Origin of the sequence: Streptacidiphilus sp. EB129 (assembly GCF_041262645.1) — a bacterium.
Taxonomy (GTDB): Bacteria; Actinomycetota; Actinomycetes; order Streptomycetales; family Streptomycetaceae; genus Streptacidiphilus.
This window is the reverse complement of record NZ_JBGCCS010000007.1, coordinates 193,779-218,754: the sequence shown is the minus strand read 5'-3', so window position 1 is coordinate 218,754 and position 24,976 is coordinate 193,779. Positions and strand designations below refer to the sequence as shown.

Sequence of the window (24,976 nt, the reverse complement as noted above, 5' to 3'; positions counted from 1 at the left end):
GCACGGCGCACAACTGGCGCACCGTCGGTTCCTGAATGCAGGATCATATGAATAGTCCGGATTGGGAGAGATGGCCCTTCCTGGCATATGTTCGTATGACTCGTGCGGATGAGGGAGCGGACCGTGACGACAGCAGAGCATCGGGACCCCGGGCCCGGCGGCACCTGGAGCCGCCGGGCCGTCGTGTCAGGGCTGGCGGCGACCCCGGTGCTGCTGGCCGCGGCGTGCACCGGCGGTGGCTCCGGGTCCGGTGGGTCCGGGCGGTCCGGGAAGTCCCCGGCGGCCTCCAGGGCCCAGGTGGTCGTCACCCCGGCGGACGGCAGCCAAACGGTCGATTTCACCAAGCCGGTCACGGTCGCGGTCACCGGCGGCACCATCGGTTCGGTCACCCTCACCACGGCCGACGGCAAGCCGGTCGCCGGACGGCTGGCGGGCGACGGCAGCGGCTGGACCAGCTCCGGCAAGCTCAGCTCCGGCACCGGCTACCGTCTCTCCGTCGTCGCCGCCGACTCCGACAAGGTGCAGACCACCAGGACCGCGGCCTTCACCACCGGCGCTCCGGCCAAGACCTTCATAGGCAGCTACACCCCGGAGCACGGCACCACCGTCGGCGTCGGGATGCCGGTCTCCATCGTCTTCAACAAGCCGGTCACCGACCGGGCGACGGTGCAGCGGGGGATCACGGTCACCGCCTCCCCGGCGGTACCGGTGGCCGGCCACTGGTTCAGCGACTCCCGGCTCGACTTCCGCCCGGAGTCCTACTGGGCGCCGGGCACCAGGGTGACCCTCACCCTGGCGCTCAAGGACGTCGAGGGCGCCCCCGGTGTCTTCGGCACCCAGGTCAGGACCGTGAGCTTCACCATCGGCCGCAGCCAGGTCAGCGTCGCCGACCTCAGCTCCCACACGCTCACCGTCACCCGCGACGGCCGGGTCACCCAGAGCTTCCCCATCGCCGGTGGCAGTCCGCAGCACACCACCTGGGGCGGGAAGATGGTGATCTCCGAGAAGCTGCTGCAGACCCGGATGAACTCGCAGACCGTCAGCCTCGGCGGCGAGTACGACATCGCCGACGTCCCGCACGCCCAGCGGCTGACCACCTCGGGGACCTTCATCCACGGCAACTACTGGAGCAACCCCTCCATCTTCGGCAGCCAGAACACCAGCCACGGCTGCATCGGACTGCACGACGCCCAGGGCGCGAGCGACGGCGGCACCCCTGCGGCCCGCTTCTACAACAGCTCCATCACCGGCGACGTGGTCGAGGTCGTCAACTCCGGCGACCGCACCGTGAGTCCCTCCAACGGCCTGAACGGCTGGAATCTGGACTGGGCCGCCTGGAAGGCGGGCAGCGCGATCTGACGTAGAGTCATCGCCCTTCCGAGGCCGTCTGACGCCCGGTCAGCCTCCGGGCTAGGGTGGTCGGCATGTCTGACACCGCCACGATCGAGCTCCCGGCCGGAATCCTCGACTACACCGACACCGGCGGGTCGGGCCCGACCGTGGTGCTGGTCCACGGGCTGGCGATGGACGGCACGGTGTGGCGCTACGTGGTCGACGAGCTGAGCGAGACCCACCGGGTCGTCGTGCCCACCCTGCCGCTCGGCTCCCATCTGCGGCCGATGCGTCCGGACGCGGACCTGTCCCCGGCCGGGATGGCCGCGCTGCTCGGCGACTTCCTGGACGCCCTGGACCTGCACGAGGTCACCCTGGTGCAGAACGACGTGGCCACCGGCATGCTGCTGGCCGTCTCCGACGCCCCGGCCGTGGCCAGGATCGCCCGGCTGGTGCTGGTCTCCGTCGAGGCCTTCGACAACTTCCCGCCGGGACTGCCCGGACGCACCGTCTGGCTGGCGGCCAAACTGCCCGGCGGAGTCAACGCCGCCGTCCAGCCGCTGCGGATCGCCGCGCTGCGGCGGCTGCCGCTGGCGTACGGGCTGCTGTCCAGGCGGACCGTGCCGCGGCCGGTCACCGACGGCTGGGTCCGGCCGCTGGTCCACTCGCCGGAGGCGCGCCGCGACCTGACGGCGTATCTGCGCGGAGCGCGGCGGGGGCAGCTGCAGGAGGCGGCGGCGCGGGCCTCCGGCTTCGACCGTCCGGTGCTGGTGGTCTGGGGTGCGGACGACCGGGTGATGCCGCTCGCGCACGGCCGGCGGCTGTCCGCGCTGTTCCCGCGGGGCAGTTTCCTGGAGATCCCGGACAGCCGCACGCTGATCCCGGAGGACCAGCCCACCCCGCTGGCCGCCGCGGTCCGCGACTTCATCGCGGCGCCGGGTTCGGGCACCCCCACTCCGGAGCGCTAACCCGCGTCGTCCGCGTCCTCCACACCGTCCGCGTACACCGCCCGCATCGCGCGGGCGCTCGCCGCCATCCGCGCGCGCAGCTCCGGCGGTGCCAGGACCTCCACGTCCGCTCCGAGCCGCAGCAGCTCGCCGTGCGCGTGCGGTACCGACTCGATCGGCAGGGTGGTCCTGCTCCAGCCGCCGTCGGCCTCCGGGCGGGCGGCGGCGAGCGCGGCCCGGACCACCGGGGCGTCCAGCAGGTCCGGCAGCCGTTCGAGACCCGCGGGGGAGAGCCGGATCTCCGCGCTGCCACTGAGCCGGCGGGCGTCGTAGTCGGCGGTGTAGGCGCGCCAGTGCGCGGCCAGGTCGAAGGGCTGCCGCTCGAAGTGCTGCCGGCCGGACTCCGCCGCCGGCTCCAGCTCCAGGATCTTGGACACCCGGTAGGTGCGGAAGCCCCCCTCGGTGCGGGCCACCGCGTACCAGCGTCCGGCCTTCAGCACCACGCCGTACGGCTCCAGCAGCCGCTCCACCTCGTGCGGCGCGGCCCAGCGCCGGTACACGATCCGGATCCGGAGCTGCTGCAGGATCGCCTCGACCAGCGCCGCCAGCCGCGGCACCTGTTCCGGCTCGCCGTACCAGCCGGGCGCGTCGATGTGGAAGCGCTCATGGAAGGCCTGGGCCCGGTCCCGCTGCGGATCCGGCAGCGCCGCCTGCACCTTCAGCCGGGCCGCCGCCAGGGCCTGGGCCATGCCCAGCTCGGCCGCCGCGTCCGGGAGCCCGGCCAGCACCAGCGACTGCGCCTCCTCCGGTGACAGCCCGGTCAGCCGGGTCCGGTAGCCGTCGACCAGCCGGTAGCCGCCGTCCCGTCCCGGCTCCCCGTACACCGGCACCCCGGCCGCGGAGAGCGAGTCGACGTCGCGGTACACGGTGCGGACCGACACCTCCAGTTCGGCCGCCAGGGCCTCGGCGGTCATCCGGCCGCGGTTCTGCAGCAGCAGCAGGAGCGAGAGCAGTCGGCTTGCACGCATGGCCGGATCCTGCCAGCTTTCCCTGACAGGTTCTGTCAGGGTTGCCGTTTACGGTCGTCCCATGACCACGGACACGAATGCGCCCGACACCACTGCGACATCCGACGACGCCACGGCCGCGCTGAACCGGCGGGGCTTCGACTTCTTCACCGGCGTCTGGGAGGTGACGAACCGCCGGCTCGCCGCCTGCTTCGTCGACTCGCAGGAGTGGGAGGAGTTCCCCGGCCACTCGGTGGCGTCGATGGTGCTGGGCGGCGCCGGCAACACCGACGAGATCGACTTCCCGACCCTGGGCCGCCGGGGCCTCACGCTGCGGCTTTTCGACGCCGCCAGCGGTCAGTGGTCGCTGTACTGGACCAGCACCAGTTCCACCGGCGTCCTCGACCCGCCGATGGTCGGCCGCTTCACCGCGCCCGGCTACGGCGAGTTCTTCTGCGAGGACGTGTACCAGGGCAGCCCGATCCGGGTCCGCTACATCTGGTCCGGCACCGACACCGCGACGCCGCGCTGGGAGCAGGCCTTCACCCGTGACCTCACCGGGGCGGGCGGCTGGGAGTCCAACTGGTCCATGGACTTCCGCCGCCCCGGCACGGCGGCGGCGTCAGACTGACCCGGCCACCCCGTCGCTGACCGCGTCGCCCTTGGGGACGTCCGGGTCGCGGAACCAGCTGCCGCTGACCGCCCACTGGATCAGCATCAGCACCACGCCGAGCACCAGCGAGCCGACCCCGATGACGGACACGCCGCCGGTCCTGCCGATGAACGGCAGGCTGATGGTGGTGTGGCCGTAGGAGGGGTCGGCGTAGACGTCGAAGGCGGCGTAGCAGAAGAAGTACAGCAGCATCAGCCCGCCGAGCCCCGGCAGGATGCCCTTCATCCACAGGTCGCGCGCGCTGCGCCGGAGCACCCTGCGGAAGTACCAGGCGCAGGCGAAGCCGGTGAGCCCGTAGTAGAAGGCGATGCCGAGGCCGACCGAGGCGATGGAGTCGCTGAGCACGTTGGTGCTGATCCGGGTCAGCAGCACGTAGAAGGCGATCGAGACCAGCCCCATCGCCACCGTCGACCAGGTCGGGGTGAGGAAGCGCCGGTGCACCCGGCCGAAGTGGGACGGGATGGCCTTGTGCAGGGCCATCGAGAAGCTGGTGCGGGCGGTCGGCAGGATGGTGGTCTGGGTCGAGGCGGCGGCGGAGGTGAGCACCATGAAGATGAGCAGCTTGGACATGAACGCGCCGAAGCCCACCGTCCCGAAGATCGCGTTGCCGAGGCCGGACAGCACGTCCCCGGAGTTGTCCGGATTGCCCAGCCCGTTCCCGGTGGTGCCGACGCCGGCGAAGGCCTGGGCCGAGGTGGAGACCAGGGCGTAGATGAGCAGCAGCAGCACCGTGGACATCACGGCCGCCCGGCCGGGGGTGCGCTCCTTGTCGGCGGTCTCCTCGTTGACCGACACGGCGGTGTCCCAGCCCCAGTAGATGAACACCGCGGAGAGGATGCCCGCGGTGAACGCGCTGGTGGAGGTCACGTCGAACGGGTTGAACCAGGAGCCGGCGATATGGATCGAGGAGTGCGGAGCGTTGCTGCCGTAGACCTTGACCAGCGCGGTCACCGACAGCACCACCAGCATGGCCACCTCGACGCAGAGCAGCCAGCGCTGGAGTGTCGCGGAGACCTCGATGCCGACGTAGCAGATGGCCGTCATCACGATGATCCACAGGACCCCGGCCAGCGTGGTCCACAGCGTGTTGGACGACAGGCCGGGTTTGCCGATCAGCTGGAAGCCGTAGCTTCCGGCGATCTGCGCCAGGTTCGCCATCACGATCACGTCGGCGATGATGATGCCCCAGCCGCCCATCCACCCGGTCCGCGGCCCGAAGGCCCGCGCCGCCCAGGTGAAGGTGGTGCCGCAGTCCGGGTCGACGGCGTTGAGCTCCTTGTAGGCGATGGCGATCAGCAGCATCGGCACGAAGCCCATGATGGTGATGATCGGCGCCTGCAGGCCGACCCCGGCCACGATGATCCCCAGGGTCGCCGCGAGGCTGTAGGCGGGGGCGGTGGAGGCCAGACCGATCGCGACGGACGAGAACAGGCCGAGCGCGTTGCCCTTCAGCCCCTTCTCGCCCGAACCGGAGCCCATCCCGGGGAGGGGTTCCAGTACGTCGGGATCTGCGGGTGGAGGACTCATGGCGACTCCCCAGTCGATGCAACCGGAATGGGATGTCTCATTCTCCTCCGGCGCGCTGCGGAGCAACACTTCTCGGCGGTCCCCTGCTCCGCACGGAGTAGCGGCCTGTTCCCGGCGCGGTGTCCCGCCGCTGTGCCCGCCGCCCGGTGACAGCGGGTCAGGCCGATGGTTGCCCGGTCCCGAGCAGGGCTCGGAGGGGGGTGGTGTCGGGTGGGGTGGCGACGGCGGATTCCACCGCGGGACCGAGCGCCTCGCGCAGTGCGGGGTCGGGGAAGTCGAGGTGCAGCACCTGCTCCCAGGACTGGGTGAAGGCGACCCGTCCCTGGTCCAGCAGCGCGAGCAGGACCAGGGGCCGCAGGGCGTCCGCCGCGGCGTCGGACGGCGGGCCGTCGGCGGCCGGAGCGGCGGCCGGGAGCTGGGCCCTGACGGCGTCCAGCCAGCCCGCGTCGATGGCGCCCAGCAGGTCGGGCAGGCTCTGCAGCGGACGGCCCAGGGCCCGGCCGGCCGCGTCGGTGAGCTTGGCGCAGTCCGCCACCAGCGCCGCGCGGCCCGCGCCGCTGGCCAGCTCGGGCCAGGGCACCGGGCGCTTACCGGCCGCCCTGGGGGAGAGCGCGGTCGCCGCGACCGCCGCGAACAGCGGTGCCACGTCGCGCAGCACCGCCAGCGCGGGCCGCTCCGCGCCGGTCACCGTGCGACCGTCCGGGGGCAGCGCCTCCAGCGCGGCGACCCGCTCGGTGATCGGCGGATGCGAGTCGTACGGCGAGGTCTCCTGGACCGGGGGCTCGCGCCGGACCTTCTCCAGCTCCTCCTGTCGCTGCGCGGAGCCCAGCAGCGACCGGAAGCCGCCGTAGAACTCCTCGGCCAGCGGCAGCAGCCCCGCGTCCCAGCCGACGCCCGCGTAGCGGTCCAGGTAGAAGTCGTAGGCCGCGTCCAGCGCGGGGAGCTGCCGCAGCGCGGCGGCGGCGTGGTCGCGGCCGGCGATCCGGGCCGCGGCCAGGTCGGCGGCGAGTTCCTGGCGCCGTCCGACCGACTCGGAGACCCGGATGTACAGGTTGGCGTAGCGGGCGAACAGGCTCGCGGTGACGTGGCGGCCGCCGGCCCGGGCGTGCTGGACCACGGCGATCAGGCTCTGCCGGCCGCGGACGGTGATCCCGGCGAGCCGGGTGTCGCGGTTGCTGTAATGGCCCAGCTCGTGGGCCAGCACCGCGTCCAGCTGCGGTTCGGTGAGCCCGATCATCAGCGGTACGCCGATCAGCATCCGGCGGTGACCGGGGATCAGCCCGAGCAGCCGGGGGTTCTCGCTGACGGCCGCGTTGACGGCCGGGATCAGCCGGATCTCGGCCGGGGCCCGGGTGCCGACCTGGTCGGCCAGGGTGCGGACCCGCGCCCACAGTTCCGGCTGCTGCTGCTCGCTGACGCTCACTCCGGGGGGCGCCACGTCCTTGGGACGGCGGACGAAGAACACCCCGCGCAGCAGCGGGATCGCGACCAGCAGGGTGACCCCCACCAGCTTCAGCCCGCCGGCGCTGCCGACCGTGTCACTGTGCGTCAGGATCAGCACGTCCACGGCCGCCAGGGCGGCCAGGCAGCCGAGCGCGATCAGATAGAAGCCCGCCAGCAGGGCGAGTGCCTGGACGGCGCGCACGGAGGTACGCATGAATGAAGCCCCCCTCGAACAGCACAGGATCGTCTGTGCGATTGGGGATCGTACCGGCAGCCGCAACCGGCGTGACAGCGTGTTTCCCACTACCCTCGGGACCCATGAGTACCGAGCACCCTCACTCCCACCCTCAGCACGCCTTCGAGACCCTGGCCATCCACGCCGGGCAGGAGGCCGATCCGCAGACCGGGGCCGTGGTCACCCCCATCTACCAGGTCTCCACCTACAAGCAGGACGGCGTCGGCGGCCTGCGCGGCGGCTACGAGTACAGCCGTTCCGCCAACCCCACCCGCACCGCGCTGGAGACGAACCTGGCCGCGCTGGACGGCGGCCGCCGGGGTCTGGCCTTCGCCTCCGGGCTGGCGGCCGAGGACTGCCTGCTGCGCACCGTGACCAAGCCGGGCGACCACATCGTGATCCCCAACGACGCCTACGGCGGCACCTTCCGGCTGTTCGCCAAGGTGCTGTCGCGCTGGGGCGTCGAGTGGTCCGTCGCCGACACCCACCACCCGGAGGCGGTGCGCGCCGCGATCCGCCCGAACACCAAGGTGGTCTGGGTCGAGACGCCCAGCAACCCGCTGCTGGGCATCACCGACATCCCCGCCGTCGCGCACATCGCCCACGAAGCCGGCGCCAAGCTGGTGGTCGACAACACCTTCGCCAGCCCCTACCTGCAGCAGCCGCTGGCGCTCGGCGCCGACGTGGTCGTCTACTCCACCACCAAGTACATGGGCGGCCACTCGGACGTGGTCGGCGGCGCGCTGGTCACCGACGACGCCGAGCTCGGCGAGGAACTGGCCTACCACCAGAACGCCATGGGCGGGGTGGCCGGACCGTTCGACGCCTGGCTGGTGATGCGCGGGATCAAGACCCTGGGCGTGCGGATGGACCGGCACAGCTCCAACGCCGCGAAGGTCGCCGAGTTCCTGGTGGGCCACCCCAAGGTGGCCCAGGTGCTGTACCCGGGCCTGCCGGAGCACGCCGGGCACGACATCGCGGTCAAGCAGATGAGGGCCTTCGGCGGCATGGTGTCGTTCCGGCACAAGGACGGCGAGGAGGCGGCGGTGCAGGTGTGCAACCGTGCGCAGCTGTTCACCCTCGGCGAGTCGCTGGGCGGCGTGGAGTCGCTGATCGAGCACCCGGGCCGGATGACGCACGCATCGGCGGCGGGATCGGCCCTGGAGGTGCCCTCCGACCTGGTCCGGCTGTCCGTCGGCATCGAGTCCGTGGACGACCTGCTGGCCGACCTGGCCGACGCCCTGAAGGGCTGAGGGGTTGACCGTTCGGGCCCTGAGCGATCGGGGCCTGAACGATCGGGGCCTGAACGATCAGGGCCTGAACGATCAGGGCTTGAACGTCTGCATCGACAGGTTGAACCGGGTGAGCAGTTCGCAGAACTGCTCCTGGTCCTGCTCCGGCCACTCCGCCAGGAGCTGACGGATCATCGTCTGCCGGGAGACGCGCACCTCCTGGAGCCGTTCCCGCCCGCGCGGGGACAGCTCAAGGAGGACCGCCCGCCCGTCGTCGGGGTTGGGCACCCGCTCCACCAGGCCGCAGTCCACCAGCGGGGCGACCTGCCGGGTCACGGTGGAGGAGTCGATCCCCATCGCCTGCGCCAGCGCCTTGACGCCCACGGCCCCGGTCCAGTCGAGCCGGTTGAGCAGCAGGAACGCGGCCCGGTCCATGGAGTTGCGCTGGTCGCCGACGCCGCCGATACGCACCTGCTCGACCCGGCGCGCGAAGATCGCGACCTGGTACTGGAGCCGGTCGGCCGTGCTGCCCGCCGCGTCCGTCCCGTCCGCGGCGACGCCGGAAGGGGCGACGGCGGACGGGGCGCTGTCTTCTGAGGTCATCGTGGTCACGATCTGTCGTTCGGTGAACTCATCCGAGCGTATCGGGCCGACGCCCTAGGCTGAACCCCATGAACCGCTGGTCGGACCCCCAGATCACGCTCGACGACCTGCGCGGCGCGCACAAGATGCTGGCCGGGGTGGCCCGGGTCACCCCGATGGAGGGCAGCCGTCACCTCTCCCGGCTGCTCGGCGCGCCGGTGCACCTCAAGTGCGAGAACCTGCAGCGCACCGGTTCCTTCAAGCTGCGCGGCGCGTACGTCAGGATCGCCGGGCTCAGCCCGGTGGAGCGCGCCGCCGGGGTGGTCGCCGCCAGCGCCGGGAACCACGCCCAGGGCGTGGCCCTGGCCGCGACCACGCTCGGGGTGCACTCCACCGTGTTCATGCCGGTGGCGGCGCCGCTGCCGAAGGTCGCCGCGACCCGCGAGTACGGCGCCGAGGTCAGGCTGTACGGGGAGAACTTCGACGCGACCCTGGCCGCCGCGCTGGAGCACGCGCAGAGCACCGGGGCGGTGGTGATCCACCCCTTCGACCACCAGGACGTGGTGGCCGGGCAGGGCACCGTCGGCCTGGAGATCCTGGAGCAGTGCCCGGAGGTGCGCACCATCCTGGTCGGCGTGGGCGGCGGCGGACTGCTGGCCGGGATCGCCACCGCGGTGAAGCTGCTGCGCCCGGACGTCCGGGTGATCGGCGTGCAGGCGGCCGGCGCGGCCGCGTACCCGCCGTCGCTGCGGGCCGGACGGCCGGTCACCCTGGACGGCTTCTCCACCATGGCCGACGGCATCCAGGTGGGCCGCCCGGGTGACATCCCCTTCGACATCGTCAGCCGGCTGGCCGACGGTGTGCTCACGGTCAGCGAGAACGCGCTGGCGCGGGCGCTGCTGATCTGCCTGGAGCGGTGCAAGCTGGTGGTCGAGCCGGCCGGCGCCAGTACCGTCGCCGCGCTGCTGGAGCACGGGGCGGAGCTGGAGGGACCGGTGGTCGCGGTGCTGTCCGGCGGCAACATCGACCCGCTGCTGATGCAGCGGGTGCTGCGGCACGGCATGGTCGCCACCGGGCGCTACCTGTCGCTGCGGCTGCGGATCACCGACCGTCCCGGCGCGCTGGCCACGCTGCTGGGCGTGCTCAGCCGGGTGGACGCCAACGTCGTGGACATCGCGCACGTGCGCACCGATCCCACCCTGGACCTGGGCGAGGCCGAGGTGGATCTGCACCTGGAGACCAAGGGCCCGGAGCACTGCGACGCCGTGATCTCCGAGCTCCGCGAGGCCGGCTACGCCGTACTGCCGCAGAACTGAGTCCGGTACGCCGGGTAGCGGCCCTTTCCCGGCCGGTGGAGGCTGGGGGAGTACCAACGGAGGGGTACCGACCGGGGGGTATCCACCGCGGCGTAGGGAGAGGCAGATGGCGGGAGCCATAACGGCCGAGGGCCTGGTGCGGACCTTCGGCGAGGTCCGCGCCCTGGACGGGGTGGACCTGGATGTGCCGGAGGGCACCGTGCTGGGGCTGCTCGGCCCCAACGGCGCCGGGAAGACCACCACCGTCCGGGTGCTCACCACTCTGCTCAGACCGGACTCCGGACACGCGACCGTGGCCGGGGTCGACGTCCTCAGGCATCCCGAGAAGGTCCGCAGCCTGATCGGCCTGTCCGGCCAGTACGCCGCCGTCGACGAGTACCTGACCGGGCGTGAGAACCTGCAGATGGTCGGCGAGCTGTACCAGATGAGCCCGCGCGAGGCCCGGGCCAGGGCGGTCGAGCTGCTGGAGTGGTTCAACCTCGCCGAGGCCGCCAACCGCACCGCCAAGACCTACTCCGGCGGTATGCGCCGCCGGCTCGACCTGGCCGCCGCGCTGGTGGTCCGGCCGCCGGTGATGTTCCTGGACGAGCCGACCACCGGGCTCGACCCGCGCAACCGGATGGCGCTGTGGGAGGTCATCGAGACCCTGGTCGCGCAGGGCACGACGCTGCTGCTCACCACCCAGTACCTGGAGGAGGCGGACCGGCTGGCGCACGACATCGCCGTGGTCGACCACGGCCGGGTGATCGCCCGGGGCAGCGCCGACCAGCTCAAGGCGCAGATCGGCGGCGAGCGGGTGGAGGTGGTGGTGCAGAACCCGGCGCTGCTCGGCACCGCGGTCCAGGCGCTCGTCCCGTACGCCAAGGGCGAGCCGACGGTGGAGCCGCACACCCGGCGGATCACCTTCCCGGTCAGCGGCGGCGCGCGGGTGCTCGCCGACGTGATCAGGGACCTGGACGCGCGCGACATCGTGATCCAGGACATCGGGCTGCGCCGGCCCACCCTGGACGACGTCTTCCTGGCGCTCACCGGCCACATCACTGCGCCGGAGGACGAGGAGGCCGAGGACGCCCAGGACGAGGGCGCGCCGGACGACGAGAAGGTCCTGGAAGGGAGGGAGTCCTGATGACGGCGACCACAGGGGCGATCGGCTCCGCCGTCCCGGTCCAGCGCGGCGGCGCGCTGCAGAGCCTGCGCGACTCCTGGGTCGTGGCGAAGCGCAACCTGCGCCGGATGACCCGGATCCCGGAGATCGTGGTGTTCGGGCTGATGCAGCCGGTGATGTTCGTGCTGCTGTTCACCTATGTGATGGGCGGCGCGATCAAGGTGCCGGGGGCGAGCGGCGACCCCAACGCCTACAAGCAGTACCTGATGGCCGGCATCTTCGCGCAGACGGTGACCTTCGCGGTGGCCGGCGCCTCCGCCGGCATCGCCGAGGACATGACCAAGGGTCTGGTGGACCGGTTCCGGTCGCTGCCGATGGCCCGCTCCGCGGTGCTGGTCGGCCGGACCATGGCGGATCTGGTGCAGACCGGCCTCACCGTGCTGGTGCTGGCGCTGGTGGCGTTCCTGATCGGCTGGCGGATCCACAACGGGGTGCCGAAGGCGCTGGGCGGCTTCGGGCTGCTGTTGCTGCTCGGCTACGCCTTCTCCTGGATCGGCGCGCTGATCGGGCTGTCCGTGCGCAGTCCGGAGGCGGCCACCTCGGCGGGACTGATCTGGCTGTTCCCGCTGACCTTCATCTCCAACGCCTTCGTCCCGGTCAGCACCATGCCGGGCTGGCTGCAGGCGGTCGCCTACTGGAACCCGTTCAGCGCCACCGTGCAGGCCTGCCGTCAGCTGTTCGGCAACCTGCCGCCGGGGCCCGCGCCGACGCAGTGGCCGATGGCACACGCGATCGAGGTGTCGATCGGCTGGTCACTGCTGATCATGGCGCTGTTCTCGTGGCTGTCGGTACGCAAGTACCGCTCCGCCGTGGGCTGAGCCCGCGGCACGCGGGGCGTGCGGCGGGGCCCACGGCGGAGCGGCGACCGGCTGTCAGCCCTGGTACGGCTTGGCCGAGACGATGCTGACGTTGGCCTTGCGGCCGTTGGGCAGCTCGTAGGTGGCGCTCTCGCCGACCTTGCGCCCGTCGATGGCCCGGCCCAGCGGTGACTGCGGCGAGTAGGTCTCCAGGTCGCTGGAGGCCGCCTCGCGGGAGCCGAGCAGGAAGGTGGTGGTGTCGTCCGCGTCGCCGTCCCAGGCGATGACGACGACCATGCCGGGGCCGACCACCCCGTTGTCGGCGGGGGCGGCGCCGACCTGGGCCCGCTCCAGGAGCTGGGTGAGCTGGCGGATCCGCAGCTCCATCTTGCCCTGCTCCTCACGCGCCGCGTGGTAGCCGGCGTTCTCCTTGAGATCGCCCTCCTCGCGGGCCGCCTCGATCTTCTGGGTGATCTCGGCGCGTGCAGGACCCGACAGGTGTTCCAGCTCCGCGCGGAGCTGGTCGTACGCCTCCTGGGTGAGCCAGGTGACGTTTTCGCTGGTCTGGGCCACAGGTGCTCCTCGTAGGTACATGGCTGGTGGTGCATGCGGACGGAACGCCCCGGATGGGGCGAAACCAGCAGCCTAACAATCTCAGGAACAGCCGACCAGTTCTCCGGTCGTGCCCCGGGCGCTGGTGCGCAAGGTCACCACGGTGTCGTACTCGCTGCCGGACGCCGGGACCGGCACGGTGAGCCGGCCGACCTCGTTGCCGTCGGTGTCGCGCGAGCGGACCGTGCAGCTGGCGGCCTTGCCGCCGGACTTGTCCACCTGGAGATGGATCTGCACCTCGGAGGCGGAGACCACCTGGAAGGCCACGATCTCGCCGCTGACCTGCGACTGCAGCACGTAGGAGGTGCCCACCGCGGCGACCACCAGGACGAACAGTCCGGCGAAGACCCAGTAGGCCCGCTTCCAGCGGCGGTCCGAGCGGGCCGGGTCGGTGCCGTAGCGACCGGCTACGCCCTGCGCCGTAGTACTCATCGGACTTTCGCCTCCACCGCTGGTTCGCTCCGGGATCGAGGAATGTCCGCGCCTCCCAGTCCGTCACTATAGAAGCAGGCAATACCGACGAAGGGCTTTGGGGCGTTGACTGAGCAGCTGCGACTGATGGCGGTACACGCGCACCCGGACGACGAGTCCAGCAAGGGTGCGGCCACCATGGCCTCGTACGTGGCGCGGGGCGTCGATGTACTGGTGGCCACATGTACGGGGGGCGAGCGCGGGTCGATTCTCAACCCCAAGCTCCAGGGCGACCCCTGGATCGAGGAGAACATCCACGAGGTCCGGGCCAAGGAGATGGACGCGGCCCGGGAGATCCTCGGGGTGAAGCAGGCGTGGCTGGGCTTCGTCGACTCGGGTCTGCCCGAGGGCGACCCGCTGCCGCCGCTGCCGGAGGGCTGCTTCGCCCTGCAGCCGCTGGAGGTGGCGACCGAGCCGCTGGTGCGGCTGATCCGCGAGTTCCGTCCGCACGTGGTCACCACGTACGACGAGAACGGCGGCTACCCGCACCCGGACCACATCATGACCCACAAGATCTCGATGGCGGCCTTCGAGGCGGCCGGCGACCCGGACGCCTTCCCGGACGCCGGCGAGCCCTGGCAGCCGCTGAAGCTCTACTACAACCAGGGCATCTCGCTGGACCGGATCAAGGCGCTGGACGCGGCGATGGACGAGCGCGGCCTGGAGTCCCCGTACAAGGAGTGGATCGCGCGCTGGAAGGAGTTCGAGCGCAAGGCACGCGAGATCACCACGAAGGTGCCGTGCGGCGACTGGTTCGAGGTGCGGGACCGGGCGCTGCTGGCGCACGCGACCCAGATCGACCCGGACGGCCCGTGGTTCCGGATCCCGCTGGAGATCCAGCGCGAGGTGTGGCCCACCGAGGACTACGAGCTGGCCCGGTCCCTGGTGGACACCTCGCTGCCCGAGAACGACCTGTTCGCCGGCATCACCGCCAGCGTCCCCGCCTGACACGGCTGGACCGACACGCGTGAACCGGTACGCGTGAACCGGCACGCGTGACACACCTACCCCGGTCCCCCCGCCGCCGGGCGGTGGGGGGACCATGGAGCCATGAGCCCTGCTTCCGTACACACCGCCGCCACCCTGCTCGCCCTGGACGACAACAAGGTCACCCCGGGCGTGCTCGGGTTCATCGTCTTCGCCGTGCTGGGCGTGGGCACCTGGTGGATCCTCAAGGCCATGAACCGGTCCCTGGGCCGGGTCGACTTCGTCGAGGAGCCGGAGGAGCCGGGCCCGGCCGAGAAGCCGTAGCGCCGAACCGCACGGCGACCCGGTCGCTATTGCACATTACTTGCAACTGCATATCGTCAGCCCCTAACGTGGTCAGGTCAGTACTGATCATCGGGAGGGGCGTGCCATGGCGGGGACGACTGGCATGGGGACGGTCGCGCGGATCCGGGGGGCGCTGACCCGCCGGGAGTGGGCCCGGATGGGCGGCATGGTCGCGTTCATCGCCGGGCTGCACATCGTCGGCTGGTTCACCCTGCTCGCCGTCGTCGCCCCGGCGCACTACACCGTCGGCACCCAGCTCTTCGGCGCGGGCATGGGCGTCACCGCCTACACCCTGGGCATGCGGCACGCCTTCGACGCCGACCACATCGCCGCGATCGACAACACCACCCGCAAGCTGATGGCGGACGGGCAGCGGCCGCTCTCGGTCGGCTTCTGGTTCTCGCTCGGCCACTCGTCCGTGGTCTTCGGGCTGTGCGCGCTGCTCTCGCTGGGGGTGCGGACCCTGGCCGGCCAGGTCGAGAACAGCTCCTCGTCGCTGCAGCACTGGACCAGCCTGATCGGCACCAGCGTGTCCGGCGGCTTCCTCATGATCATCGCGGTGCTGAACGCGGTGGTGCTCCGGGGTGTGGTCAAGGTCTTCCGGGAGATGCGGCACGGCGGCTACAGCGAGGTGGAGCTGGAGGAGCACCTGGCCAAGCGCGGGCTGATGAACCGGATCCTCGCCCCGATCATGCGGACGGTCACCAAGCCCTGGCAGATGTACCTGGTCGGGCTGCTGTTCGGGCTCGGATTCGACACCGCGACCGAGGTGTCGCTGCTGGTCCTGGCGGGCGGGGCGTCCGCCTTCGCGCTGCCCTGGTACGCGATCCTGGTGCTGCCGGTGCTCTTCGCGGCGGGGATGTCGCTGCTGGACACCATCGACGGCTCGTTCATGAACTTCGCCTACGACTGGGCCTTCTCCAAGCCGGTCCGCAAGGTCTACTACAACATCACCATCACCGGGCTGAGTGTCGCCGTCGCCGTGATCATCGGCGGGATCGAGCTGACCGGGCTGCTGGCCCAGCAGCTGAACATCAGCGGCGGTCCGATCGGCTGGGTCGCCGGTCTGGACCTCAACAACGTCGGCTTCGTCATCGTCGGGCTGTTCGTCGCCACCTGGGTGGTGGCACTGCTGGTCTGGCGCTTCGGCCGGGTCGAGGAGAAGTGGTCCGAGGGGCTGCGCGACGCGGCCTGACGGCGGGGACCCTCGGAGTCACTGCTCCTCCGCGTCACTGCTCCTCCGCGTCACTGCTCCTCCGCGTCACTGCTCCTCGGAGTCACTGCTCCTCGGAATCCCAGACCGGCCAGCCGCCCGGGCTGTCCACCCAGTACACCTGCTGGGCGTCGTCGAGGTCGAGGTCCGGGAACTCCGCGTGCACCCGCCGCTCGAACTCCTCACGGGTCATCAGCTCGTGCGGGGCGCCGTTGAAGCTGACCAGCCTGCGGCGCGGGTCGATGGCGAAGGCGTCCACGTGGACCAGGTGCTTCGGCGGCTCGCCGGGCGTGGTGCCGGCGGTGTGCGGGGTGTCGGGGGTGTTGGCGTCCATGGCTCCAGGCTGCCCCCGGCGGCGCGGGACCGCGACCGCTCAGCGGGCGCTGCCGATGCCCCGGTCGGCCTCGGCGCCGGCGAGCATCAGGGTGGTCTCGTTGATCGTGCGGAACCGCCCGTCCGGGGCGAACTCGCCGAACAGGTACACCTCCACGCACACCGTGGAGCCGTCCGTCTTGGTGATCCGGACGGTGTGCCGGTCGGCGTAGCGGTCGCCCTGGGCCAGCTCGTCGTGGACCTCGACCGAGCCGCTCGCCACCACCTGGCGCAGGTGCGCGATGTGCGCGAGGAAGCCGGCGCGGTCGTCCCAGCGGCCGTCGGTGCGCTGGCGGTAGTCCGGCGCGAAGTGCCGGTCGGCGGCCTCGTGCAGGTCCAGGCCGGGCCGGAACAGCAGATCGGTCAGCGCGGTGGCGATGTCGGTGCGGGGCGTGGCGTCGGTACGGGGCATGGTGGACCTCCGGGGGCAGAGATGCGTGCGCGGCGCACGCATTGCTGCAACTGTACCACCCAGAAGCGTGCGCGGCGCACGCTAAACTGATGACCGTGACCATGAACGACGCAGGGCGCGACATCGCCGACTCCCTGGGCACGCTGCTGCGGCGCAGCGTCCGGGCCCGCCTCTACCAGGAGCTGACCCGGGGGCTGGGCGAGGCCGTGGACGAGCTCAGCTATCCGGTTCTCAGCGGCCTGGCCCGCACCGGACCGCGCAGCGCCGCCGACCTCGCCCCGGAGACCGGGCTGGACCGCTCCAACGTCACCCGCCGCGCCGACCGGCTGGAACACGCGGGTCTGCTGCGTCGCGAGCCGGACCCCACCGATCGCCGCGCCTCGCTGCTCGTCCTCACCGACGAGGGCCGCCGGGTGGTCGGGATCCTGCGGGAGCGGCTCGCCGCCCGCATCGAGGACTCCCTGGCCGACTGGCCGCCGGAGGAGGCCCGGACCTTCGCCCGTCACCTCGCCCGCTTCGTCCAGGAGGGCCCGTTCGCCGCCGAGCGCCCGGCCGGATGACCGGATGACGGTGCTCCCGGCGGGGCTGCCGGAATCGGATCAGCCCCGCCGGGAGCCGGCCGTGCCGAGGATCAGCTGCCGAAGGACATGGCGATGTCGTCGATGTAGCCGTCGTCGCCGGTGCCCACCAGACGCTTGAAGTTCACGGTGAACGTGACGGAGGCGGTGCCGGTCGGCACGGTGCCGGTGGCCGACCGGTAGAGCAGTTCGGTCTGGTTGCCGCGCTGGGCCGGGGTGACCGGAGCCAGGGTGGCGGTGCCCAGTGACGCGCCGGAGGAGCTGAGGAAGGTGGCGACGAGTCCGGCGTTGTCACCCTGGGTGGAGTAGCCGCCGATCCAGGCGGACAGTGAGTACGGGAGGTCGCCGGCGGCGATCTGGCCGGCCTGGGCCGCGACGCTGTCGGTCTGGGTCATCGAGGCGGTGGCGGTGCTCCCGCCGTCGAAGAAGGCGTTGCCCGGCGACGCCGGAGAGGTCGGTCCCTCGGCGGAGGTCGGGAAGCCGCCGGAGGCGCCGTAACAGACCTGCTGCGGCGCGTTGGTCAGGGTCCAGCCCTGGGCCGGGGTTCCGGTGCCCATGGAGCTCTGGCAGGCCCCGGTCTCGGCGTCGGGGTTGGCGATCGGGACCGAGTACGCGGACCCCGTGCCGGAGCCGACGGTCCAGGCGAAGGAGGTGCTGCCGGCCGCGCCGGTGGTGTCGGTGGCGGTGACCGTCGCCGTGGAACTGCCCACTGCGGTCGGGGTGCCGGCGATCTGGCCGGTGTTCGCGTCGACCGCCAGGCCGGCGGGCAGTCCGGTGGCTGTGTAGGTCAGGGTCTGGCCACCGGCCGAGTCCGAGGCCTGGATCGGCAGCGGGCTGATCGCGGTGCCGACGGTCGAGGTCTGCGAGCCGGGGTTGGTGACGGTGACGCTGTTCCCGCCGGTGCTGCCGTTGGTGAACACCTCGTTGTACGGGGTGGCCCACTTGTCGTTGTTGGTCATCGTGGTGGTCAGCCCGAGCGCGCCCTCGATGACCCGCGCGGTGCTGTAGTGGTCGTACCGGGTGGCGTCCTGGTAGCCGGCCTTGACCGTGCCCTGCGATCCGATCAGGAGCGTGGCGACCTGGTTGGTCTGGCCGGGGCCGAAGCCGCCGGGGGAGTTGGCGCCGTCCTCGTCCCAGGTGAGGACCAGCAGCGACTTCTGCTGGGTCCACGCAGGGGACTGGAACAGCGTGGGCAGGGTCTGGCTCAGCCAGGTGTCGCCGGAGGCGATGCCGCAGCCCTCCATGTCACTGCAGGAGTCGGCGTCGGCCCAGACGAACGCGGGGGTCGTCGCGGTGGAGGCCAGGTCGGTGTTGAGCAGCTGCGGCAGCGGCTGCCAGTGGGACTGGCAGTAGGCGTTGTCGCTCTGCATCTTCGGGTCGTAGTAGAAGGGGACGTCGTCGCTCTCGTAGTTGCCGCTGCTGCTGGTCTGGCAGTTGCTGGTCTGGCTCTGGACGTACTGCTTCCAGCTCTTGCCGGCCGCGTCGAGGTTGTCGTTCAGGCCGTTGTTGGTCGCGGCGCAGGCCGGGTTGGTGATGCAGTCGGCCCCGGGATTGCTGTTGTTGCTGCGCCCGAAGGAGTTGCCGAACGCGATGGCCTCGTAGTTGGGGTCCGAGCTGTGGGTGTTGGCGTGGTAGTTCGTCAGCAGCGACCCCATGGGGACCAGGGTGTTGTTGATGTACGGGGCGGCGGAGTTGCCGATGATCCCGGCGCCGCCGTCGGCGGTGTTGGAGCTGGCCGAGTAGTTGTTGTTCTCCATCATCACGACGAAGACGTGGTCGTACCCGGGCACGGTGGAGGTGGGGACGCTCAGGGTCGGCGCGGTGGCCGCGGTGTCGAGGGTGAGCGAGAGGTCGTCGGCCATCCCGTCGTTCTGCGTCCCGGTCATGGTGAAGTCGACCGCGGTCAGGATCGAGCGGGTGCCGGCCGGGACCGCGGCGGTGGTGCTGCGCTGCAGGAACTGGGTGGTGTTCGAGCGGTCGGCGGCCAGCACCGGGCCGATGGACGAGGTGCCCAGTGCGGCGCCGGACGCGCTGAGGTAGGTGGTCGTGACCGCGGCGGCGTCGTTGTAGCTGCCGACGCCGCCGAGCCATCCGGACACGGTGGCGTGCACGCCGCCGGCGTCGATCGCGGCGGCCGCCGAGGAGACGTCGGTGGTCTGGGTCATCTCCGAGGAGCCGCGGGAGCCGCCCTGGAAGTAGGCGGTGCCCTTCGTCGGCGAGCCGGGGGTGGTCGTGTTGGCGCCGTTGGTGGCGTTGTAGCAGTTGATCACCGGGTCGCCGGAGGTGATCTGCCAGCCCGGCAGGGTGGTCTCCTCCCAGCCGCCGGGGCTGCACTGCGAGGTCTCCGCGCCGGAGTTGAGCAGCAGGTTCGCGCTGGTGGTCGCGGCGGCGGCCGGGCCGACGGTCGGGGCGGACAGTGCCGCGCCGAGCAGCGCGGCCGCTACCGCCCGGCTCGTCCATCGGGTCCACGGGTGGGCTGATCTGAGCGTGCCGTACATCGAGTTCCTCCGAGGGATGCGGGATCCGAGCCACAGGGGGTCCGTCCGTGCAATTGGGCTAGCCCAATCACGTGGAGGATGGCCGTGGCGGGAGGACGGCGCACAACCGGGATCTGCCCGGCAGGCGACGGCTGGGCGAACGGCGTCCGGTGCGCCCGGGCCCGGAGCCGGGCGCACCCGTCGCCAGGTGCCCCGGACGCCAGGGCCGGCGCCCCGGGGCGGTGCCTGGGCGGCCCCGAGAGCCGGTGCCTACGCGGGGCCGCGGCGGTCCAGCACCCCGCCTCGGCTACTCTCGACGGGGTGAGCACACGCCCGGCCGAGGTCAGCGCCCCACCGTCCGCCGCGCTGCGGCCCGCCCGCGAGGGCCTGCCCGAACACGGCGAGGCGCCCAAGTACTTCCAGGTGAAGCACAAGATCTCAGCGGTCCTGGACACCCTGGGCCGGGGGGCCACCGTGCCCACCGAGCGGGATCTGGCCGAGCGCTTCAGCGTCTCGCGGATGACGGTGCGTCAGGCCATCAGGGAGCTGCGCCTGGAGGGCCGGCTCCAGCGCCGTGGCCGCTCCACCGTCGTGGCGGGGCCCAAGTTCGTCCAGCCGCTGATCCTGGCCAGCTACACCGAGGGGGTCCGCAGGCAGGGCCGGCGACCGGGCCGGCAACTGCTCACCCTGGAACAGCTCCCCGCCGGAGCCGATCTGGCCGCGCTGCTGCAGATCCCGACCGCGGCCGCGGTGATGCACCTCGAACGTCTGCTGCTCGCCGACGACGAGCGGATCGGCATCGAGAGCACCTACCTGCCGGTGCAGCGCTTCCCCACCCTCGCCACCCACTTCGACCCGGCCACCTCCCTCTACGCGTTCCTGCGCGCGGCCGGGGTGCAGTTCGCCGAGGCCGACGAGCGGATCGAGACCGTCCTCGCCTCGCCGCGCGAGGTACAACTCATCGGCACCAGCCCGGCGTTGCCGATGCTGCTGATCAACCGGGTCTCCCGCGACCGGGACGGCCACCCGATCGAATGCGTCCGATCCCTCTACCGCGGTGACCGCTTCAGCTTCACCACCCGGCTGACACCGGAACAGCCGTAGCGCTGCGCGGGAGCGTGGTCGAGCCGGGGAGCCGCCGCCGCGGCTCCCCGGCATCCGGCGCATGTCACCCCCAGGCACCGGCGATCTGACGGGTCGTGGCGTTGAGCCGGTTGAACAGGTTGGTCACGCCGATCATCAGCACCTGGCCCGCGAGCCGGAGTCCGCCGCCGAGGTGCTGCGGATGTGCGGCCGTCTGCCGCTGGCGCTGCGGCTGGCCGCGGCCCGGCTGCGACACCGGCCGGGCTGGACCGTGGGCATCCTGGTCGAGCGGCTGGCGGAGGGCGCGAGCGAGTTCGACACCGCGTTCGCCATGTCCGTACGGCAGTTGGACCGGGCCCAGGCCCGGCTGTTTTCTGGATAACGCGGGCCGCGCGGCGGAGGCCTCCGCCGCGTACGAGGCGGCGGAACCGCAGCTGTCCCGGGCGGGGGACGCCCGGGCGGAGGCCGAACCGGCGATGCGTCGCGGCTATCTGAGCTGGGATCAGGGATATGTCGAGGAGCCGCTCGAACTCTTCAGACAGGCCGGGACGTTGTACCGGGAGGCCGGTTGCCCGACCGGCGCCGCCCACGCGGCCGCGTCGGAGGCCTGGGCGATGCTGCAGCTGGGACACCGCGAGGAGGCGGCACAGCGGGCCCGGAAGGTGCTGGACTTCCCGCACACCGACCCCGGTTGGCCGCCCACGCTGAGGGCCCGGATCACCCTCGGCGTGGCCATCGCCCACGAGCAACCCGACGAGGCGGCGGAGCACCTGCACCGGGCGCTGGCCCTGGCCCGCGAGGACGGGCACCTGCACAACGAGGCATCGTGCCTCAACTGCCTGGGCGTCGCGTACCGGCGGATGGGCCGGTACGAGCAGGCGCTCGTCAGCCACCGGGAGGCGTTCGCGCTGCTGGACGAGCTGTTCGAGGAGCACTGGAAGATCCGTTTCCTCAACGGGTACGCCGAGACCTGCCGCCTCGCGGGCCTCCCCGAGGAGGCGCTACGGCTGCACCGCCAGGCCCTGGAGCTGGCCCCGGGACCGGCCTACCGGCACGAGCAGGCGCTGGCCCACGAGGGGATGGCGATCCTCCTCGACGAGTCGGATCCCACCGCAGCCGCCGACCACCGCGCTGCGGCGCAGACCGTCCTCCGGCAGCTTGGCACTGGGCCTCACTGACCGTGCTGGTCAGTTCGTCGAGTACGCCTCGATGTCAGCGGTGACGTCGACCGAGCCGAAGGGGTTGTAGAGACTGGCGTATCCGTGGGCGATGGGCAGGTAGACCAGGACCGGTGTGATCCGGCCGCGCATGAAGTTGAGCGCCGAGTCGAACGGCTGGCTCGCCAGGTCGCCCCAGGCGGTGAGGTAGCCGTCGGCGGTGGGGCCGATGGCGGTCAGGTTGACCAGCACCCCGGTGGCACCGGCGGGGATTCCGTCGACACCGGCGACCTTGAAGCTCAGGTCGTTGGTGGGCCCCATCGGCGCCTTGCGGGCACCGACGCCCGAGCGCGTGTCGAGGACCCGCACGGGGGTGATCGGGGTCATGGGCTCGTTGACGGGATCGGTCGTTGGGCCGAAGGGCAGGTAGAAGCCCTCCACCGAGGCGATGAGGTCCACCGAGCCGGAGTGGTTGAACAACGAGACCCGGCCCTGCGCGTCCACCGGAGCCACGACCGTCGTCGAACGGGTCTCGCCTGCTGTGAAGTTGAGGTCTGACGTGCTTGGCCGACCGGTGCCGGGCTTGGACGCGGTGACGTAACTGCTCGCGGTCGCATTGGTTTCGGTGACGTCCAGGACCACTGCGGTCGCGCCGTACTCGTAGGAGCCCGGGTTCTCGGTCTGCAGGGTCGAGAACGTGACCGACGCGCCCGGTCCGACCTTGCCGAGCCTGGGCAGCCCCTGCTCGCCCCGGGTGTCCAGGACCGGACGGAACTGCCCCCAGGTGTTGTCGTCGTTGATCAGGGTCGTGCCGTTCGACGAGGGTGTGACGGTGTTGTACCCCTCGAGATCGGCGACCATGTCGAGGGATCCGGCGGAGCTGTAGAGGTCCACGACGCCGTCGGCCCCGACCGGAACGTCCACCAGGTTGGCGACGGTCTGTCCCGGACGGTAGTTGAGACCGGCGGCCGTGGGGCGGCTTCCACCGTCGGGGTAGGCGGTGACGAAGCCGTTGCCCGTGGTGTCGGTGGCGGTGAGGTTGAGCAGCACGGACGAGGCGTTGGACACGCCTGCGGCACCGTTCACGCGTAGCCGGACCACGCCGCCCGCTCCGAGCCGGGCCCTGGGTGCACCCAGACCCGCTCGGGTGTCCAGCACGCGCGTGGGGCCGACCGGCACGAACACGGGACCGACGGCGGCCTTGGTGCTCGCGGTGGCGCTGCGTCCGCCGATGTCGGTCAGGGTGCTGTTGATGGTGTATGTACCGGGCCTGCTGTAGGCGTGCTCGACCCCCTCGCAACTGTCGGCCTGGACGACCGGCGTCCCGTCACCGAAGTTGAGCGTGCAGGAGGCCAAGTCGAACGGCGAGTTGCTGCCGTCTGCATGCACCGTCACGCTCAGCGGGGCGTTCGGATTCTGCTCGTTGGAGCTGATCCGGTCGATCAGTGGGCCGGGCGGGTTGATGGTGACCCCCCGCGTGTAGCTCTGTCCGCCCTCGGTCTCGGTGATGGCGTAGACGGTGCTCCTGCCGCCGGTCAGGGTGGTGTAACTGTGGTGCACGGACGCGGCGGTCGAGGTGAGGAGGGGGGTTCCGTCGCCGAAGTCGAAGGTGCGGGTGATGACCGTGCCCCAGGGGTTGCTGTCATCCGGGGTGACGGTCACCGGATAGCCGACCGCCGCATTCTGGGGCTCGACGGTCGGGGCGTCGTACCACAGGGGGTTCTGGAACTCGATCGCCCCACGGTCGTAGTAGCCGCTGCCGGTACCCGTGTCGCGGACGAGCGGGTCGTCCACACGAGGCCTGCCGAAGATGTCGGTGGCCAGCTCGCCGGGTGCGCCGGCGTCGGCCGAGTCGATGCCCGGACTGCCCTCCCTGGGCCACCCCGGGCCCGACGGGCCGGCCTTACCGCCGACGATGTCCTGCTTGCCCTGACCGGTGGCGGTCTGGAATGCCGCCACGGTGGTGTAGGGGGCTCCCGACCAGGTGTAGAGGTCGGCACCTGACAGCGGGTAGAAGAGGTTGTACCCGCTTGTCGACTGACCGGTGGAGTCGGCGCTGACCTGGATCTCGCCGCCGTAGACCAGGTTGTTCTCGATGCTGAGGCCGGTTGAGCCGCCGCCCGCGGTCAGCGCCGTTCGGGCCTGCTCGAAGGTGTTGCTGGTGACGTCGGTGTCGATGGCTCCGTCGAGGACGACACCCGTGCCGGAGCCGTTGCCCGAGCTGATCTGGTCGGTCGTGATGACCGTGTGCTGAACGCCCTGGTCCACCTTGATGGCGTCACCGGCCTGCGGTTCGAGGAAGCTGCGGCTCACGGTGACGCCGTTGCTCTGGCCGGACACCTCGACGGCCGTGGTATTCGCCGGGACGTCGACGCGTACGCCGTCCAGGGTGACGTCACTGGAGTCCTTGACCAGCAGGCTGCTTGTGGACATGACCAGCTGCAGGTTGCGTAGCGCCACGTCGTGGACGCCCCGGAAGCTCAACTGCGGAAGGTTGATGTAGTTGTCGCCGGTGATGGTGATCGGGGCCCCAGGGGTGCCTGAGGTGGTGATCGTGGTCGTCGGGTAGGTGCCGCCGGTGGCTATCTGGACGGTGTCGCCGGGCTGGGCGGATTCCGTCGCGGCCTGAATGGTGCAGTAGGGATCCGCCGCGGTACCGGTGTCTGCGGTGGTGTCCGAGCAGTGGGCGTTGCGGACGTCGACGTACAGCGTCCTTGCGGAGGCCGACGCTGTGGTGGGCGGCAGGACCACACCCGCGGCCAGGAGCGTCAGAGCGGCGAGCCCGGCCGCGCGAGATCTGGACACGGTGTTCCCCCTGGGTTCTGCTCTCCGCCACAGCGCCCCGTCTCGGGGCAGCGCGAAGTGTCGGCTGCGCAACTTACCAGACAGCGCCACAGGCAAGGGCTCGCGCGGGACAGCGGTGGCAGCCTGCTCGATTCACCAGGAGAAGGGGGATCCCGGCCTTGGCGTACTGGTCCACCATCACGATCCGGTCCATGGCCCCCCGCCGGGTACACGACGGGGTGTGAGACAGCTGCGGTGTCCCGTCGATCCGTACAAGGCACGTAGAAGG

General features: G+C 71.4%; 23 protein-coding genes and 1 pseudogene. 13 read left to right on the top strand and 11 right to left on the bottom strand.

Going from position 1 to position 24,976, the window contains the following annotated elements:
* Positions 1–108: 108 nt before the first annotated feature.
* Together ABH925_RS11770 and ABH925_RS11765 are read left to right on the top strand one after the other, a co-directional pair.
* Positions 109–1,359: an Ig-like domain-containing protein gene (locus ABH925_RS11770; RefSeq protein WP_370147338.1), complete on the top strand. Its 1,251-nt coding sequence runs from the start codon at positions 109–111 to the stop codon at positions 1,357–1,359.
* 65 nt (positions 1,360–1,424) lie between these two features.
* On the top strand, positions 1,425–2,300 hold the full coding sequence (locus ABH925_RS11765) for an alpha/beta fold hydrolase (RefSeq protein ID WP_370147337.1): 876 nt from the start codon (positions 1,425–1,427) through the stop codon (positions 2,298–2,300).
* Here the strand turns inward: ABH925_RS11765 and ABH925_RS11760 are convergent.
* The gene (locus ABH925_RS11760; RefSeq protein ID WP_370147336.1) at positions 2,297–3,307 is read right to left on the bottom strand and encodes a helix-turn-helix transcriptional regulator; all 1,011 of its coding nucleotides are present in this window, start codon (positions 3,305–3,307) and stop codon (positions 2,297–2,299) included. The genes ABH925_RS11765 and ABH925_RS11760 overlap by 4 nt on opposite strands.
* A 61-nt stretch (positions 3,308–3,368) precedes the next feature.
* Between ABH925_RS11760 and ABH925_RS11755 the strand changes: the two genes are divergently transcribed.
* Positions 3,369–3,917, top strand: a complete 549-nt coding sequence (locus ABH925_RS11755) for a hypothetical protein (protein WP_370147335.1) — start codon at positions 3,369–3,371, stop codon at positions 3,915–3,917.
* Here the strand turns inward: ABH925_RS11755 and ABH925_RS11750 are convergent.
* Positions 3,909–5,486, bottom strand: a complete 1,578-nt coding sequence (locus tag ABH925_RS11750; protein ID WP_370147334.1) for an APC family permease — start codon at positions 5,484–5,486, stop codon at positions 3,909–3,911. The two genes, ABH925_RS11755 and ABH925_RS11750, sit on opposite strands and share 9 nt — an antisense overlap.
* Positions 5,487–5,643: 157 nt before the next feature.
* A complete protein-coding gene (locus ABH925_RS11745; RefSeq protein ID WP_370147333.1) occupies positions 5,644–7,143 on the bottom strand; it encodes a M48 family metalloprotease in 1,500 nt (499 codons plus the stop codon).
* A 104-nt stretch (positions 7,144–7,247) separates the two neighbouring features.
* Between ABH925_RS11745 and ABH925_RS11740 the strand changes: the two genes are divergently transcribed.
* Positions 7,248–8,417, top strand: coding sequence for a cystathionine gamma-synthase (locus ABH925_RS11740; RefSeq protein ID WP_370147331.1), 1,170 nt, complete (start codon positions 7,248–7,250; stop codon positions 8,415–8,417).
* Between the two features lie 72 nt (positions 8,418–8,489).
* Here the strand turns inward: ABH925_RS11740 and ABH925_RS11735 are convergent, their stop codons facing one another.
* Positions 8,490–8,999 (bottom strand): MarR family winged helix-turn-helix transcriptional regulator, encoded by a 510-nt coding sequence (locus ABH925_RS11735; RefSeq protein WP_370147330.1) that lies wholly within the window; start codon positions 8,997–8,999, stop codon positions 8,490–8,492.
* Between the two features lie 68 nt (positions 9,000–9,067).
* Here ABH925_RS11735 and ilvA point away from each other — a divergent pair, with 68 nt between their 5' ends.
* From ilvA to ABH925_RS11720, 3 genes are all read left to right on the top strand, one after another.
* Positions 9,068–10,294, top strand: a complete 1,227-nt coding sequence (gene ilvA / locus ABH925_RS11730) for a threonine ammonia-lyase (protein WP_370147329.1) — start codon at positions 9,068–9,070, stop codon at positions 10,292–10,294.
* 106 nt (positions 10,295–10,400) lie between these two features.
* Positions 10,401–11,420: an ATP-binding cassette domain-containing protein gene (locus ABH925_RS11725; RefSeq protein ID WP_370147328.1), complete on the top strand. Its 1,020-nt coding sequence runs from the start codon at positions 10,401–10,403 to the stop codon at positions 11,418–11,420.
* Positions 11,420–12,277, top strand: coding sequence for an ABC transporter permease (locus ABH925_RS11720; protein ID WP_370147327.1), 858 nt, complete (start codon positions 11,420–11,422; stop codon positions 12,275–12,277). Before ABH925_RS11725 ends, ABH925_RS11720 begins: the two co-directional genes overlap by 1 nt.
* Positions 12,278–12,331: 54 nt before the next feature.
* Here ABH925_RS11720 and greA read toward each other — a convergent pair whose 3' ends face one another.
* The gene (gene greA / locus ABH925_RS11715; RefSeq protein WP_370147326.1) at positions 12,332–12,829 is read right to left on the bottom strand and encodes a transcription elongation factor GreA; all 498 of its coding nucleotides are present in this window, start codon (positions 12,827–12,829) and stop codon (positions 12,332–12,334) included.
* Positions 12,830–12,910: 81 nt separating this feature from the next.
* Complete coding sequence (locus ABH925_RS11710) at positions 12,911–13,300, bottom strand: DUF4307 domain-containing protein (protein ID WP_370147325.1); 390 nt, start codon at positions 13,298–13,300, stop codon at positions 12,911–12,913.
* Positions 13,301–13,405: 105 nt separating this feature from the next.
* Between ABH925_RS11710 and mca the strand changes: the two genes are divergently transcribed.
* From mca to ABH925_RS11695, 3 genes are all read left to right on the top strand, one after another.
* A complete protein-coding gene (gene mca / locus ABH925_RS11705; protein ID WP_370147324.1) occupies positions 13,406–14,287 on the top strand; it encodes a mycothiol conjugate amidase Mca in 882 nt (293 codons plus the stop codon).
* A 102-nt stretch (positions 14,288–14,389) separates the two neighbouring features.
* The gene (locus ABH925_RS11700; protein ID WP_370147323.1) at positions 14,390–14,590 is read left to right on the top strand and encodes a hypothetical protein; all 201 of its coding nucleotides are present in this window, start codon (positions 14,390–14,392) and stop codon (positions 14,588–14,590) included.
* Positions 14,591–14,696: 106 nt separating this feature from the next.
* Positions 14,697–15,806: a HoxN/HupN/NixA family nickel/cobalt transporter gene (locus ABH925_RS11695; RefSeq protein WP_370147322.1), complete on the top strand. Its 1,110-nt coding sequence runs from the start codon at positions 14,697–14,699 to the stop codon at positions 15,804–15,806.
* An 82-nt stretch (positions 15,807–15,888) separates the two neighbouring features.
* On the opposite strand, the gene ABH925_RS11690 is transcribed toward ABH925_RS11695, so the two are convergent.
* On the bottom strand, positions 15,889–16,158 hold the full coding sequence (locus ABH925_RS11690) for a hypothetical protein (RefSeq protein ID WP_370147321.1): 270 nt from the start codon (positions 16,156–16,158) through the stop codon (positions 15,889–15,891).
* A gap of 39 nt (positions 16,159–16,197) precedes the next feature.
* Positions 16,198–16,608 carry a nuclear transport factor 2 family protein gene (locus tag ABH925_RS11685; protein ID WP_370147319.1) on the bottom strand — a complete coding sequence of 137 codons (411 nt, stop codon included), beginning with the start codon at positions 16,606–16,608 and terminating at the stop codon, positions 16,198–16,200.
* An 89-nt stretch (positions 16,609–16,697) separates the two neighbouring features.
* Here ABH925_RS11685 and ABH925_RS11680 point away from each other — a divergent pair, with 89 nt between their 5' ends.
* On the top strand, positions 16,698–17,168 hold the full coding sequence (locus ABH925_RS11680; RefSeq protein ID WP_370147318.1) for a MarR family winged helix-turn-helix transcriptional regulator: 471 nt from the start codon (positions 16,698–16,700) through the stop codon (positions 17,166–17,168).
* A 71-nt stretch (positions 17,169–17,239) separates the two neighbouring features.
* Here the strand turns inward: ABH925_RS11680 and ABH925_RS11675 are convergent, their stop codons facing one another.
* Complete coding sequence (locus ABH925_RS11675) at positions 17,240–19,684, bottom strand: alkaline phosphatase family protein (RefSeq protein WP_370147317.1); 2,445 nt, start codon at positions 19,682–19,684, stop codon at positions 17,240–17,242.
* Positions 19,685–19,984: 300 nt separating this feature from the next.
* Between ABH925_RS11675 and ABH925_RS11670 the strand changes: the two genes are divergently transcribed.
* A complete protein-coding gene (locus tag ABH925_RS11670; protein ID WP_370147315.1) occupies positions 19,985–20,767 on the top strand; it encodes a GntR family transcriptional regulator in 783 nt (260 codons plus the stop codon).
* Between the two features lie 64 nt (positions 20,768–20,831).
* Here ABH925_RS11670 and ABH925_RS11665 read toward each other — a convergent pair.
* Positions 20,832–20,924 (bottom strand): annotated as a pseudogene (locus tag ABH925_RS11665) (carboxymuconolactone decarboxylase family protein); the annotation flags it as partial.
* A gap of 298 nt (positions 20,925–21,222) precedes the next feature.
* Here ABH925_RS11665 and ABH925_RS11660 point away from each other — a divergent pair.
* Positions 21,223–21,924: a tetratricopeptide repeat protein gene (locus ABH925_RS11660; RefSeq protein WP_370147314.1), complete on the top strand. Its 702-nt coding sequence runs from the start codon at positions 21,223–21,225 to the stop codon at positions 21,922–21,924.
* A 9-nt stretch (positions 21,925–21,933) separates the two neighbouring features.
* Here the strand turns inward: ABH925_RS11660 and ABH925_RS11655 are convergent, their stop codons facing one another.
* Positions 21,934–24,708 (bottom strand): PKD domain-containing protein, encoded by a 2,775-nt coding sequence (locus ABH925_RS11655; RefSeq protein WP_370147313.1) that lies wholly within the window; start codon positions 24,706–24,708, stop codon positions 21,934–21,936.
* Positions 24,709–24,976: the final 268 nt, after the last annotated feature.

Bases quoted from the DNA above. Each gene is read 5' to 3' on its own strand.
- ABH925_RS11770 (WP_370147338.1), top strand. From the start codon at position 109: ATGAGGGAGCGGACCGTGACGACAGCAGAGCATCGGGACCCCGGGCCC.
- ABH925_RS11765 (WP_370147337.1), top strand. From the start codon at position 1,425: ATGTCTGACACCGCCACGATCGAGCTCCCGGCCGGAATCCTCGACTAC.
- ABH925_RS11760 (WP_370147336.1), bottom strand. From the start codon at position 3,307: ATGCGTGCAAGCCGACTGCTCTCGCTCCTGCTGCTGCTGCAGAACCGC.
- ABH925_RS11755 (WP_370147335.1), top strand. From the start codon at position 3,369: ATGACCACGGACACGAATGCGCCCGACACCACTGCGACATCCGACGAC.
- ABH925_RS11750 (WP_370147334.1), bottom strand. From the start codon at position 5,486: ATGAGTCCTCCACCCGCAGATCCCGACGTACTGGAACCCCTCCCCGGG.
- ABH925_RS11745 (WP_370147333.1), bottom strand. From the start codon at position 7,143: ATGCGTACCTCCGTGCGCGCCGTCCAGGCACTCGCCCTGCTGGCGGGC.
- ABH925_RS11740 (WP_370147331.1), top strand. From the start codon at position 7,248: ATGAGTACCGAGCACCCTCACTCCCACCCTCAGCACGCCTTCGAGACC.
- ABH925_RS11735 (WP_370147330.1), bottom strand. From the start codon at position 8,999: ATGACCTCAGAAGACAGCGCCCCGTCCGCCGTCGCCCCTTCCGGCGTC.
- ilvA (WP_370147329.1), top strand. From the start codon at position 9,068: ATGAACCGCTGGTCGGACCCCCAGATCACGCTCGACGACCTGCGCGGC.
- ABH925_RS11725 (WP_370147328.1), top strand. From the start codon at position 10,401: ATGGCGGGAGCCATAACGGCCGAGGGCCTGGTGCGGACCTTCGGCGAG.
- ABH925_RS11720 (WP_370147327.1), top strand. From the start codon at position 11,420: ATGACGGCGACCACAGGGGCGATCGGCTCCGCCGTCCCGGTCCAGCGC.
- ABH925_RS11710 (WP_370147325.1), bottom strand. From the start codon at position 13,300: ATGAGTACTACGGCGCAGGGCGTAGCCGGTCGCTACGGCACCGACCCG.
- ABH925_RS11700 (WP_370147323.1), top strand. From the start codon at position 14,390: ATGAGCCCTGCTTCCGTACACACCGCCGCCACCCTGCTCGCCCTGGAC.
- ABH925_RS11695 (WP_370147322.1), top strand. From the start codon at position 14,697: ATGGCGGGGACGACTGGCATGGGGACGGTCGCGCGGATCCGGGGGGCG.
- ABH925_RS11690 (WP_370147321.1), bottom strand. From the start codon at position 16,158: ATGGACGCCAACACCCCCGACACCCCGCACACCGCCGGCACCACGCCC.
- ABH925_RS11685 (WP_370147319.1), bottom strand. From the start codon at position 16,608: ATGCCCCGTACCGACGCCACGCCCCGCACCGACATCGCCACCGCGCTG.
- ABH925_RS11680 (WP_370147318.1), top strand. From the start codon at position 16,698: ATGACCGTGACCATGAACGACGCAGGGCGCGACATCGCCGACTCCCTG.
- ABH925_RS11675 (WP_370147317.1), bottom strand. From the start codon at position 19,684: ATGTACGGCACGCTCAGATCAGCCCACCCGTGGACCCGATGGACGAGC.
- ABH925_RS11660 (WP_370147314.1), top strand. From the start codon at position 21,223: ATGCGTCGCGGCTATCTGAGCTGGGATCAGGGATATGTCGAGGAGCCG.